At 72.3% G+C, this 13,436-nt stretch carries 8 protein-coding genes and 1 pseudogene; 8 read left to right on the forward strand and 1 reads right to left on the reverse strand.

Annotated elements, in window-relative coordinates; genetic code table 11:
* Window positions 1-26: 26 nt before the first annotated feature.
* The 7 genes and pseudogenes from M2266_RS26910 to M2266_RS26940 form a co-directional block, all read left to right on the forward strand.
* Entirely contained in the window at window positions 27-1,538 is a 1,512-nt protein-coding gene (locus M2266_RS26910; protein WP_277440500.1) for a cryptochrome/photolyase family protein, read from the forward strand.
* Window positions 1,539-1,575: 37 nt separating this feature from the next.
* Window positions 1,576-2,754 (forward strand): spore photoproduct lyase family protein, encoded by a 1,179-nt coding sequence (locus M2266_RS26915; protein WP_277440501.1) that lies wholly within the window; start codon window positions 1,576-1,578, stop codon window positions 2,752-2,754.
* A 96-nt stretch (window positions 2,755-2,850) separates the two neighbouring features.
* Window positions 2,851-4,410 (forward strand): TIGR02677 family protein, encoded by a 1,560-nt coding sequence (locus M2266_RS26920; RefSeq protein WP_277440502.1) that lies wholly within the window; start codon window positions 2,851-2,853, stop codon window positions 4,408-4,410.
* Window positions 4,407-5,666: a TIGR02678 family protein gene (locus M2266_RS26925; protein ID WP_277440503.1), complete on the forward strand. Its 1,260-nt coding sequence runs from the start codon at window positions 4,407-4,409 to the stop codon at window positions 5,664-5,666. The genes M2266_RS26920 and M2266_RS26925 overlap by 4 nt, the downstream gene beginning before the upstream one ends.
* On the forward strand, window positions 5,663-9,787 hold the full coding sequence (locus M2266_RS26930; RefSeq protein WP_277440504.1) for a TIGR02680 family protein: 4,125 nt from the start codon (window positions 5,663-5,665) through the stop codon (window positions 9,785-9,787). The genes M2266_RS26925 and M2266_RS26930 overlap by 4 nt, the downstream gene beginning before the upstream one ends.
* Entirely contained in the window at window positions 9,778-11,025 is a 1,248-nt protein-coding gene (locus M2266_RS26935; RefSeq protein WP_277440505.1) for a TIGR02679 family protein, read from the forward strand. Before M2266_RS26930 ends, M2266_RS26935 begins: the two co-directional genes overlap by 10 nt.
* A gap of 56 nt (window positions 11,026-11,081) precedes the next feature.
* Window positions 11,082-11,261, forward strand: a pseudogene (locus M2266_RS26940) (DNA/RNA helicase domain-containing protein); the annotation flags it as partial.
* A 99-nt stretch (window positions 11,262-11,360) separates the two neighbouring features.
* Here M2266_RS26940 and M2266_RS26945 read toward each other — a convergent pair.
* The gene (locus M2266_RS26945; protein ID WP_277440506.1) at window positions 11,361-11,912 is read right to left on the reverse strand and encodes a DUF1697 domain-containing protein; all 552 of its coding nucleotides are present in this window, start codon (window positions 11,910-11,912) and stop codon (window positions 11,361-11,363) included.
* Between the two features lie 159 nt (window positions 11,913-12,071).
* On the opposite strand from M2266_RS26945, the gene M2266_RS26950 reads away from it, so the two are divergent.
* Window positions 12,072-13,433: an ATP-binding protein gene (locus M2266_RS26950; RefSeq protein WP_277440507.1), complete on the forward strand. Its 1,362-nt coding sequence runs from the start codon at window positions 12,072-12,074 to the stop codon at window positions 13,431-13,433.
* The last annotated feature ends 3 nt before the right edge of the window (window positions 13,434-13,436 follow it).

Raw genomic sequence — 13,436 nt, forward strand, 5'->3', positions numbered from 1 at the left:
ACGGACCCGAGGACGGAGTGCTCGGCATGACCGAGGAAGAGCCCGGCACCACCCACTGGCTGTTCGGCGATCAGCTCGGCCCCCACTTCGTCGATCCGGCGCGCGGCGGCCCGCACCCGGACGCCCCGCTGCTGATGATCGAGGCCCGCAGCGTCCTGCGACGGCGCAGGTTCCACCGGGCCAAGGCCCACCTGATCCTTTCGGCGATGCGTCACCGCGCCGCCGAGCTCGGCGACCGGGTGTGCTACGTCAAGGCGGACACCTACCGGCAGGGCCTGCGCGAGGCGGTGGGGGACGCTCCGGTGACCGTGCACCACCCCACGTCGCACGCGGCCCTCGCCTTCGTCCGCGCGCTGCCGTCCGTACGGGTTCTGGCCGCGCGTGGCTTCCTGGTGCCGCACGACGAGTTCACCCGCTGGGCGGACGGCCGCGGTACGAAACACCTCCGTCAGGAGGACTTCTACCGGTGGGTCCGCCGGACGCACGAGCTCCTGATGGACGGTGAACTGCCCGCCGGCGGACGCTGGAACCTGGACCACGACAACCGGCGGCCCCCGCCGAAGGGAGCCACCGAGCTGGGCGTTCCGGTGCCCTACCGCCCCCGGGAGGGCGACATCGACGCCGAGGTGCGGGCCGACCTCGACCGCTGGTCGCGCGAGGGGGACGTCGAGTTCGTCGGCGAGGACGGGCCCCGTGGTTTCCCCGCCACGCGCCGGGAGGCGCTCGCCGCGCTGCGCCGCTTCGTCGAGCACCGGCTCGCCACGTTCGGCGCGAACGAGGACGCGATCCTCACCGGGGACGCGACGATGAGCCACAGCCTGCTCTCCTCGTCGCTCAACCTCGGCCTGCTGGACCCCGCCGAAGTCGTCGAACGGGCGGAGGCCCGCTGGCGGTCGGGCGATGTGCCGCTCAACAGCGCCGAGGGGTTCGTACGGCAGATCGCCGGATGGCGCGAGTTCGTCTGGCACACCTACTGGTACTTCGGCGATCGGTACCGTACGAACAACGCCCTCGGCCACCACGCGGCTCTGCCCGAGTGGTTCACCGAACTGTCCTCGGAGGGGACCGACGCGAACTGCCTGTCCCACGTCCTGGACCAGGTGAGGACGACGGGCTGGACCCACCACATCCCCCGGCTGATGATCCTGGGCAGCCACGCCCTGCAACGGGGATGGGAACCGCAGGCCGTCACCGACTGGTTCCACCGCAGCTTCGTCGACGGCTACGACTGGGTCATGGCCCCGAACGTGGTGGGTATGTCGCAGTACGCGGACGGCGGCCGCATGACCACCAAGCCGTACACGTCCGGAGGCGCGTACATCGACCGCATGAGCGACTTCTGCGGCCCCTGCCGGTACAAGCCGTCCGTACGGGTGGGCGAGGACGCCTGCCCCTTCACCGCCGGGTACTGGAACCTGCTGCACCGCCACCGCGACCGGTTCGAGCACAACGCGCGGATGACCCAGGCGGTGCGGGGCCTCGACCGCCTCCGCGATCTCGAAGAGCTGCTGGAGCAGGAGCACGACCGCGAGGATTGAGCTCCTCCGGTAGGAAGCACGCGGAAAGGGAGAACACGTGGATCAGCCGGCGGCGGGACCCGCTTCGGGAGAGCCGGAGCAGCAGGCGCTGTTCGGGTGGTCGGAGACCGCGTCGGCGCAGGCGGCCGCGCCCCAGCCGTTCCGGGACAGTCCACAGGCACGCCGGCTGCTCGACGTGCGGGAGGTCTACGCGGAGCCGGCGGCACTCGACTCCCCGCGCGGCCAACAGATCATGGCCCGGCTGCCGGGAGTGCGCGTGACCGAGGTCGCGAGCCACTGGCGCATCCCCTCCCTGCACGGCAACGACGGCAACATCGGCCGGTGGGTCCGTATCAAGACCGAGACGCTCGTCCTCGGGGTCAAGCACTCGCTCGCGACGCGCCCCAACGGCCGGTCGGCCGATTGGATCGCCCCGGGCCCCTCCAACGGCTGCGCGATGGCCTGCGTCTACTGCTACGTCCCCCGCCGCAAGGGCTACGCCAACCCCATCACCCTGTTCACCAACATCGAGGCGATCGTGGCCCACGTCCGGCGTCACGTACGGGCCCAGGGCCCCAAGGCGGAACCCAACCAGTGCGATCCGCAGGCCTGGGTCTACGACATCGGCGAGAACGGCGACTGCTCCGTCGATGCGCTGATCTGCGACAACACGGCGGACCTGGTGGCCGCGTTCCGCAGCCTGCCGACGGCGAAGGCGTCCTTCGCGACCAAGTTCGTCAACCCCGACCTGCTCGCCCTCGACCCCCAGGGGCGCACCCGGGTGCGCTTCTCCCTCATGCCCCCCGACGACGCCCGGCTGCTGGACATCCGCACCAGCCCGATCCCCGAGCGGATCGCCGCGGCGGCCGACTTCCTCGACGCCGGCTACGAGGTCCACTTCAACCTCTCGCCCGTCGTGCTGCGCCCGGGGTGGGAGCGGGACTGGGCCGACCTGTTCGTCCACCTCGACGACGTCCTGCCCGCCCGGGTGAAGGAGCAGGCGGCGGCCGAGATCATCATGCTGACCCACAATCAGTCGCTCCACGAGGTCAACCTGGGCTGGCACCCCCTCGCCGAGGAGGTGCTGTGGCAGCCGTCCGGCCAGGAGACCAAGCGCTCCCAGAACGGAGCCCTCAACGTCCGCTACGCCCACGAACTCAAACAGCACTCCCTGAAGCGCATCCGCCAACTCCTGGACACAAACGCGCCGTGGCTGCGCGTCAGGTACGCGTTCTGAGGGCGGGCCGCTTCACACGATCTTCTGATGGCGTGAATCGGTCAAATACATTTGTCCCCGTCTGCGAAGCCGTCCCCTGCGGGAGGATGGCCGGTGATGACCGTGAACAGCGCCGCTCCGGAGCCCCGACCGGACGGGTACAGCCCCTTCGCCCACCTCACCGTGCAGAACACCGGTCTCTACCGCCAGGTGATGCGGGCGTTCGTCGTGGCCAAGGAGCGGTTCGCGGTACATCTGCGCCCGGAGGACGTGTACGCCGCCCTGTCGGCCGAGGCGCGGCCCGTCGAGGTGGACGGCGTGGTCAAAGCGCTGGACAGCCTCGTCGGCTGGGGCAATCTCCGTGCTGATCCCGACACGGCCCGGGTCACCGCCGTCGAGGATTTCTACCGGAAGCGGTTCATCTACCAGCTCACGCGGGCCGGAGAAGCGGCTGAGGAGGCCTTGGGCGTCTATGACGACGCGCTGGGACGGCGCGGCGCGCTGCAGGCCGTCGCGCTGCACGACATCGTCACGCAGTTGCGGGCCCTTCTGGTGCTGGCGGCCGAGGAGCGGCCTGATCAGGCCAAAGCGCACCTGGCACTTGACGGGCTGGCCAGCAGGTTCACCGCCCTCGCGGACAACGCCCGCGCCTTCATGGGATCCCTGCAGCGGACGATCGACCTCCACGACGTGGAAGAGGACGTCTTCCTCGCTTACAAGGACCGACTCATCCAGTACCTGGAACGGTTCATTCAGGACCTGATCACGCTCGGAGGGCGCATCGCCCGGCTGATCCTGGAACTGGAGGAGTCCGGGAGCATCGAGCCGCTGCTGCGGGCCGCCGCCGCCCGCGAGGCGGTGGACGCCTCGCCCGAAGAGGCCGAACACGCCGAGCGCGAGGCGTACGACCGATGGGCCGGGCGCTGGAGCGGTCTCGCCGCATGGTTCATCAGCCGGCAGGGGCGCGAGTCCCAGACCAGACTGCTGCGTGGCCGAGCCCTCGGGGCGATTCCCCAGCTCCTGGCCGTCGTACGGTCGCTGAACGAACGCAGGGCCGGGCGTTCCGACCGGTCCGCCGACTTCCGCACGCTCGCCCGCTGGTTCGCGGAAGCCCCCGACGACGACGCCCGGCACCGACTGTGGCGCACCGCCTTCGGGCTGTATCCCGCACGGCACCTCACCGTCGACGCCGACACCCTTGCCGCCCGCGTGGCGCGGCCGGTTCCCGCCGCCACCCCGTGGGCAGACGCCGAGCCGTTGCGGATCAGCCCGCAACTGCGCCGCACCGGCAGCTATGAGCGGCGCGGCAAGCCCCGCAGGGTCGAGGACCGGGCGGCGCCTCGCCGCAGGCTCGCCGAGGTGGCCGCCAAGCAGGCGGCCGAGATCGCGGCGGCCCGTACCCGGCTCGTCACCGACGGGGTCACCCGGCTCTCCGAGCTCGGTGAACTCGACCCGGTGTCCTTCGGGCTCTTCCTCCAACTGCTGGGCGACGCGCTGGCCACCTGGCGGCCCGGTATGCGCCACACGAGGGCCACCAGCAACGACGGATCCATGGAGATCCGGCTCAGCGCACTCGTCGACGGCACCACCGCGGAGATCCGGACGCCCGGAGGCACGTTCCGCGGTCCCGACCACCTCATCGACATCATCGACCTGGCGGACGGAGACGACGCATGATGACCGGCACGCACGCCATGAACAGCACCCCGCTCGCCGAAGTGCTCGACGGCCAGCACGCCGCCGACCTCCGCAAGGCCGCTCGCGCCCTGCTCAGGCAGCCGCTCCTGCTCGCCCGCGGCCGCTACGCCGACGAGTTCCGTCTCGTCCGCCGGCACGCCTCCGAACTGCGCGAATGGTTCGACCGCAACACCGGTTGGTCCCTCCAGACCGATGCCGAGGCGGCCCGCCTGCGCAAGATACCCGGCGTCCTCACCGACCCCACCCACCCCGCCCGAGAGCCGACCCGCGCGGCAGCCGCGTTCACGCGCCGCCGCTACGTCCTGCTGTGTCTGGCGCTCGCCGCTTTGGAACGCGGGGAGGCGCAGATCGCCCTCGGCCGCCTCGCCGACCAGGTCGTCCTCGACGCCGCCGACCCCCATCTCGCGCGGGCGGGCATCCAGTTCACCCTGGACCGCCGCGACGAGCGCCTCGACCTCGCCGCCGTCGTGCGGCTCCTGCTCGGCCTCGGCGTGCTGCGCCGCGTCGCCGGAGACGAGGAGGCGTACGTCAGCGGCGCCGGCGACGTCTTGTACGACGTGGAACGCAGGGTGCTGGCGGGGCTGCTCGCCGCCCGGCGCGGCCCCTCCACCGTGCACGCCGACACCGTCATGGACCGCCTGACCGAACTCGTCGCCGAGACCGCCCTGGACAGCGACGAACTGCGCTTCCGGGCGATGCGACGCTCCCTGACCCGCCGCCTTCTGGACGACCCGGTGCTCTACTACGACGAACTGAACGACGCCGAACTCGGCTACCTCACCCGGCAGCGCGGATTCATCACCGCTCGGATCACCGAGCTGACCGGACTGGTGGCCGAGGTGCGGGCGGAAGGCATCGCGATGGTCGACCCCGACGACGACCTCACCGATGTCCGGATGCCGGAACAGGGCACCCATGGCCACATCACGCTGCTGCTCGCCGAACATCTGGCCGCGGCGGGTGCTGCGGTGACCTGGGAACGGCTGGCGCTCAGAGTCCGGGAACTCGCGGCCGAGCACGGCGGGTTCTGGGCCAAGTCCGCGCGGGAGCCCGGTATGGAAGCAGAACTCGTGGACCAGGCCGTCGCCCGGCTAGCCGCCCTCGGGCTCGTCGTCCGTACGGCCCACGAGGTGGCAGCGCGCCCGGCCTTGGCCCGGTACGCGGTCGGTGAGACCGTCGTGCTGGAACCCGGCACCGCACGTATGCCCGCGCAGCGAAAGGCCCGTACGCCGTGACCCCACTCCCCGAACCCCTGCGCCTTCGCTGGCAGCCCCTGCGCCTCGGACTCGTCGACCTCTTCCACTACGACGTGGAGGAGTTCCACTTCCGGGACGGACGGCTGCTGCTGCGCGGGAACAACGGCACCGGCAAGTCCAAGGTGCTCGCCCTGACACTGCCCTTCCTGCTCGACGGGGACCTCGGTTCCCGCCGCGTCGAGCCCGACGGCGACCCGGGCAAGAGGATGGAGTGGAACCTGCTCCTCGGCGGCGAGTACCCGCACTCCGAGCGGCTCGGCTACACGTGGATCGAGTTCGGCAGACTGGACGAGGCCACCGGCGAACGGCATTTCCGTACGCTGCTCTGCGGGCTCAAGGCCGTCAGCGGGCGGGGCATCGCCCGGCACTGGTACGCGCTCACCGACCAGCGCGTCGACCACGGCCCCGAGGCAGGCGCCGAGACGTCCCTCAGGTTGCTCGACGCCACCGGTACCGCCCTCTCCCGGGACCGGCTCACCGAGGCCGTCGCAGGCCACGGGATGGTGTACGACCAGGCCAAGACGTACCGCAGGGCCGTCGACGAGGCGCTCTTCGGGCTCGGCGAGCAGCGCTACGGCGCACTGGTGGACTTGCTCATCCAGCTGCGTCAGCCGCAGCTGTCCAAGCGCCCCAACGAGGCGGCACTGTCCCGCGCCCTCACCGAGGCGCTGCCGCCCATGGACCAGGCCGTCATCGCCGATGTCGCCGAGGCCTTCCGGTCCCTGGACGAGGAGAAGGAGGAACTGGTGGCGGCCTCGGCCGCCGAGCGGGCCGCCGTGGTCTTCCTGGAGCACTACGGGCGGTATGCCCGCATCGCCACCCGCCGGCGGGCCCGTCTCCCGCGTGCCGAGCACTCCCGCTACGAGCACCTTCAGCGGGACCTCGCGGACGCGCAGATCCAGCAGTCCCGCGCGCAGCAGGCGCGGGCGGAGGCGGAGGAGCGGATCGCCGCACTCGAAGAGACGCAGGCCCGGTTGCGCGCCCAGGACGCCGCTCTGCGCGAAGGCCCCGAGATGCGCAGCGCCCGGGAGCTGGAGCAGGCGGCGATGGCAGTGGAGCGGACGGTCCGAGCCCTGGACCAGGCCCGCGACGACCGGGATCAGGCGGCAGGCCTGCACACCCGGGCGCTCGGGCGACTCGGCACGGCGGAGAACAGGCTGCGTGCCGCCCGGCAGCAGGCCGGGGAGACACTCCGTCAGGCGGGGGAAGCAGCGGCCGCCGCCCGGATCGACCTGCCCGCGGACTACCGGCTGTCCGAGCCCGAACTGCGGCGGGCGACCCAGGTATCGGTGGACCGAGGGCAGCGTGCGCTCGCCCACGCGGAGGAGCTCGCGGAGGCGGCCGAACGGGCGGCGGCGGAGCGTCGCCAGGCGTCCGTGCGCCTGGACGAGGCGGACGCCGACCTCGACGAAGCGACCGAGGCGCACGTCAAGGCGGAGGAAGCCGCCGCGGACTGCGGGCAGGCGCTGTTGGAGGAGGTGCGGGAACGGTCGCGCGGCTGGACCGAGTTGACCTACCCGGACCTGTCCGGCCTGCTGGATGAATTGCAGGAGTGGACGCAGCACGTCAACGGGCCCTACCCGGCCCGCGCGCACGCGGCACGGGCCCACAGCGCTATCTCCCGGCAGCTGGCGGACCGGGCGGCCGAAGCAGCCCGCCGGGCACAGGAGCTGGCGGTGCTCACCGGTGAAGTACGCCAGGAGCTGGCTGTACTGGAGGCAGGCGGCCGACATGGCCCGCAGACCCCGCCCACCCGCACGCCGGGCCTGCGCGAGCGGCTGCCCGGCGCGCCGCTGTGGCGGTTGGTGGACTTCCACGACGGCGTCCCGGAGCAGGAACGCGCAGGGCTGGAGGCGGCGCTGGAGGCGTCAGGACTGCTGGATGCCTGGGTCCTGCCCGATGGTTCGACGCTCGCCGCGGATGGGCACGAGGTGCTGCTCTCTCCGGCTACCGGGCCCGTGGCCGGCCCTTCGCTCGGCGGACTCCTGCGTCCGGCCGTGGATCACGGCGACGCGCAGGCCGCGACGGTGGCCGAGGCCACCGTGGTACGGCTGCTCGCCGCCATCGGCACGAGGGCGGAGAGCGGAGCCGGCACGTGGGCGGTACCTGACGGAAGGTTCCGGGTCGGCACGCTCACCGGCCGCTGGGCCAAGACCACTGCCGAGTACATCGGCGAGGGCGCTCGGGAGGCGGCCAGACGTGCCCGCATCGCCGTCCTGAACGCCGAACTCGAACAGCTCCAGCAGGAGGCACACACCGTCACGGCGCGGTCCGAGGCGGTGTCCGCGCGTCGCCGGACGCTCGACGCGGAACTGGCCGAAGTGCCCGACGAAAGTGCCCTCACCCGGGCGCACGCCCACGTGATCGCCGCCGCGGAGCCGGTACGCAGAGGGCGTATGCGGCGGGAGGAGCGGGCCGCGGCCCTCAAGGACGCCGTCAGTCGGTCCGAGACGGCCGCCGCCGAGTTCGCTGGGACCACCGTTGACCTGGGCCTTCCCGCCGATCGGGAAGGTCTTGCCGCGGTCCGCCGGGCCCATGCCTCCCTCGCCGTGGTTCTGGCCGCCCTGTGGCCGACGCTGCGCGAACGCGGCGAAGCCGCCCGCCAGGAGGGCGAGGAGCGTGCCGAGGCTTCACGGGCGCAGGAGCGCACCGCCGAACTCACGCTGCGCGCGGAGGAGGCCGGGCGTGACGCCGCGACAGCGGACCAACGCCACACCACGCTGCGCTCCACCGTCGGCGCCGCCGTCGCCGAACTCCAGCGCCGGCTCACCGAGACCGCCGAGGCCCTGCGCACCTGCGAGGCCGACCAGCGCATCACCCACCAGCGACAGGCCGAGGCGGACAGAGCGGCCAGTAAGGCCGAAGGCAGGATCGAGCAGTTGGAGAAGGGGCTGACCGAGGCGGCCGCGGCACGGGCGGAGGCCATCGCGGGGCTGCAGCGCTTCACCACCACAGGTTTGATCGTGGTCGCCCTGCCGGAGGTCTCCGTGCCCGCCGCGGACGAGGGGCCGTGGGTGGCGACACCCGCCATCGCCCTCGCACGGGCCATCGAGTCCGGGTTGACGACGACCGACGACTCGGACGGAGCCTGGGAACGCGTACAGCGCCGGCTGAGCGAAGAGCTCAAAACCCTGCAGGACACCCTGTCCCGACACGGGCACACGGCCTCGGCCCGCATGGTGGAGGACGGCGTCGTGGTCGACATCGTCTACCAGGGCCGCGAGCGTGCCGTACCCGAACTCGCCGAGGCGCTCACCGCCGAGGTGGGCGAACTCACCCGCATCCTCTCCGCCCATGAACGCGAGATTCTGGAGACCCATCTGATCACTGAGGTCGCGGGCACCCTCCAGGAACTCATCGGGGCAGCCGAGCGCCAGGTGCGGGACTTGAACGCCGAACTGGAGGACCGTCCCACCTCCACCGGCATGAAACTCCGGCTGGTCTGGCGGGCCTCCCGGAAGGCGCCGTCCGGCCTGGGCCAGGCACGTGAACGTTTGCGACAGTCCGCCGATGCCTGGTCCGCGGAGGACCGCAGTGCGGTGGGCGAGTTCCTGCAGACGCAGATCGCCCGGCAGCAGACCGACGACACCTCCGGCAGCTGGCTCGAATACCTCACCGCCGCGCTCGACTACCGCTCCTGGCACGAGTTCGGGGTCGAACGCCATCAACAAGGCCGCTGGGTCCCGGCGACCGGCCCGGCCTCGGGCGGCGAACGGGTCCTCGCCGTATCCGTGCCGCTCTTCGCCGCGGCCTCCTCGCACTACGCGAGCGCGAGCAGCCCGTACGCGCCGCGACTGGTCACCCTGGACGAAGCCTTCGCGGGCGTGGACGACGACTCGCGCGCCAAGTGCCTGGGCCTGTTGCACGCCTTCGACCTCGACGTGGTGATGACCAGCGAACGGGAGTGGGCCTGCTACCCGGAGGTGCCGGGTATCGCCATCGCGCAGCTCTCGCGGATCGACGAGGTGGCGGCGGTCCTCGTCACGCGTTGGGAATGGGACGGCGCCAGGCGCCGGCGCCGCGAGGACCCGGTGCGGTCGCAGAACCCGGGCTCCGGCCGGCAGGAGACGCACACGGAAGCCGAGCCGCTGTGGACCTGACGTCTCGGGGAACCGCGATCGACGTGGACCGACTGCGCCGGCTGCTGGGCGACCGCGATCTCAGCTGGCTGGTCGATCGTGCGCGCCGCCGTCTGGAACGGGGACAGCCGCTCGTCGGCCCCGCCTCCCTCAGCGCGCCCACGCCGGCCCAGCGGGCGTCCGCCGAGCGGCTGCTCGGCCGGTCTCCCGGCACGGGCCGCTCCCTGAGCATTCGGCTCGACGAAGTCGACTCCGTCCTGCGCCGCTCCGGCATCAGCCCCGACGGCCTGGCCGCGGCGGTGGCCGCGCTCACCGGACCGGTCGTCCTGATCGGCCCGGCCCGCCAAGCCGAAGAACGCGCCTGGCAGGAGGCCTACGCACCCATAGACGCCCTCGTGGACCAGGCCCCGGCGCTCGCCGCATGGGCCGTCCGGCTCCGCGGAGACGGCCTGGTACGACGCCTGGCCGGCACCCCCGCCGCGGCGGGCACCCTCCTCGGCCGGGTCGCCGTCGCCCTCCGTTCCCTCCCAGCCGACCCGCCGATGTCGCTCGCCGCTTTCGCGGCCCGAGCCCTCGGCAGCGCCCACGCGTTGGACGACGGAACGCCGCTCGCCACCCTCACCCTGGCCGGTATCCGCGCGCTCACCGGCTTCCCCGACGGTTCGGGCGCCGAGTGGCGCCGGGAGGCGTGGGCATCGGTGGGCGTACTCCGCGACGAGCTGTCCTCGACCGTCCTGACCTTGAACCTGCGGGGCACTCCCGCCCTGGACTGGATGGCGGACGCCGGCGAACCGTCCGTCCTGACGCTACGACAGCTCATACGCCGCCCGCCGACCCTCGCGTCCCCGACCGTCCGCATCTGCGAGAACCCGGCCGTGCTCGCCGCGGCGGCCGACACCTACGGTGCCCGATCCGCACCGCTCGTGTGCCTCCAGGGACAACCGTCCGCAGCAGCCCTCACCTTGCTGCGCGGTCTGCACGAAGGCGCCGCAACGCTTCTGTATCACGGGGACTTCGACTGGGGCGGCCTGCGCATCGCCTCGGGACTACTCCGTCACGTCCCCTGGCAACCCTGGCACTACACGACGGCCGCCTACCGCACCACGGCCGCCGCGTCCCCCGAGGCCCCACCCCTCACCGGCCCGCGAACCGAGGCCCCATGGGACCCGGATCTCGCGCCGGCGCTCGTGGAACTGGGCGTCCGCGTCGAGGAGGAGGCCGTCCTGGACCTGCTGCTGTCCGACCTCGGTTCGGGGTGACGCGGCCGAGGAACGCACAGGGGATTGCAGCGCGCGCGTGATCGTCAGGCTGAGGTGTCGATCCCCGTCGCGCCCAGGGATACGGCGCACGTCTGTCCGCCGGCTACTGCTGGCCGTGGTCGCAGGAGCCGAAGCCCGGAGAAGCACTTGCTGCGGACGTCGTCATTGACGGGTGGGCTCGACCTTGGAACGTGCGGGGCGACCGTGCCATCGCAGGCGCGTCCCCGTCGGCGCTCCGGGACTCGGCACAAGCTTCGGGAACTCGTTGGGGCGCAGCGTGAAAGTGCCACCGTTTTGGACGCCATGCGGCGGGCCAAGGGGATTGCTGGTGGGGACTACTCCGTTGCCATCGCGGTGAGTTTGAGCACGGTGTTCCAGTTGCGGGCCGTCGCGGTCACTCCCAGTTTCCTGTCGGTGAACTGCAGGGCGAGCTTGGACGTGTGGATGCCGTTCGGGAGGTGCAGGTAGATCTCGGCAGGGGCCTTGGGGTCGGCGAGGCGGAACTCGTCCGGGGCGTGGGCCGCGGGGTCGATGGCGGCGAGGCGCGCGTGGTCGGGCGGGGCGGACAGGAAGGTCACCAGGAATCGGGACGGGTCGATGCCGTCCATGTCGAAGGGGTTGCGGTCGACCACGCGCTGGAGGCCCGCGCCGTCCCGGACGAGGCAGCGGATGGTGAGGCCCAACTCCTCGGTGATGCGCGCCTCCAGGGAGGTGGCCAGCTCGGCGGGGTCGGCGCGGGGGTGGCCGAAGACGGCGTTGCCGCTCTGGAGGTGGGTGCGGACGTCCGTGCAGTCCAGCCCGGTCAGCAGCTCGCGCAGGGTCTGCATCGGCACCTTGTTCTTGCCGCCCACGTTGATTCCGCGGAGCAGCGCCACATAGCTCGTCACGCGGCCCACCGTAGACCAGGGGTCGGACAATGCCCTTGGTGATCGGGGCGCGTCCCGGTGGGCCTGCGGGATGCCGTCATCCTGGCGGGTCGCCCGTTCGGAGGACGTGGGGGCTGACGTAACGGTTCGGCAGGAGCGACTCTGGCTACGTTCGCGGATATGAACCTCACGAGTGAGCGCCCCGCCGTCACCGAACTGCGGCTGTCCGCCTTCAAGTCGCACCAGGGCGCGAGCTTCGCGCTGGGTCCGCTCACCCTGCTCGCCGGCGCGAGCGGGACCGGGAAGTCCAGCGTCCTGGAGGCCTTGGCGGCGCTGGGGCGGTTGGCCGGCGGGGAGACGCTGGGGGAGGTGTTCGACGGGTCGGGGGACCGGGAGGGGAGCGTGCGGGGCGGGGCCGCGGCCTGCGTGCCGCAGGGGGCGCAGCCGGACGCGGAGGGGCGGCGCGGGTTCCGCGTCGGTTGTACGGTCACCGGCCCCGTCGGACCGGTCCGGCTGGATGTGGCCGTACAGACCGAACCGGAACTGCGCATCGTCGGTGAGCGGTTGACGGGCGGCGGGCAGACGTTGCTGACCACCGCGCTGCGTGATCCGGAGCGCCGCACCGTCCAGGCGGCGTGGCACACCGCGGGGCTGGTGCCCGTCACCCGCGCGCCGCTTCCCGACGACCTGCTGGCGACGGCTCTGCTGCCGCTACGCGTCGCGGGGCGCACCGAGGGCCAGCGGCTGGTGCTGGCGGCGGTGGAGCAAATGGTGCTGGCGTTGCGCGGGGTGTTCCCGGTGGAGCCCCGGCCGGAGACGATGCGGGCGCCGGTGGACACCGCGGACGGGATGCTCCGCCGCGGCTGCGAGAACCTGTCGGCGGTCCTGGCCAGGACCGAGGGGGAGTGCCGTACCCGGCACGCGGCCCTCGTGCGGGCGATGCGGGAGGTCTGCAGTCCGCCGGTGGAAGGGCTGACGGTCCTGCGGACGCGGCCGGCGGGTGCTGACCGCGGCGCCGAAGCGCTGTCGGTGATCGCGGCGGTGGACCGCGGGCCGCTGGGTCTGGTGCCGGTGGACCGGCTCGGCGACGGGGAACTGCGTTTCCTGGGGATCGCGTTGGTCCTGTTGACCGGGCCGGGCGTGCTGGAAGTCGACACGAGCGCGGAACTCCTGCCGGCCGCCCAGGTGCTGACCGTGCTGAGCGACGGATTCGATCTGGGGATGGACCGCCGGCAGAGCCGTGAGCTGCTCTCCTTGGCGGGCATGGCGGCGGAGCGCGGCCACATCCGGTTGTTGGGGGTCGTGCATGACGCGTCCGTGGCGGAGGGGTTGAGCGGCGTGTCGGTCATCGACTTCGCTCGCCCGAAGCGATCGGGAGACGCGGGGGAGGTGGTGGTCGAGGTGGAAGGAGCGGGGCTGCCGGAGAGTGCGGAGGCGGAGCCCAGGGTGAACTTGCAGAGGTCCGCGTCGTCGCCCGGTGTCCAGTCGGGGGAGGGGGCCGGTGGGCGGGTGCCCGCGCGGCGGGCGCCCACGATGCGGTAGACC

Source organism: Streptomyces sp. SPB162 (assembly GCF_029504575.1).
Classification (GTDB): domain Bacteria; phylum Actinomycetota; class Actinomycetes; order Streptomycetales; family Streptomycetaceae; genus Actinacidiphila.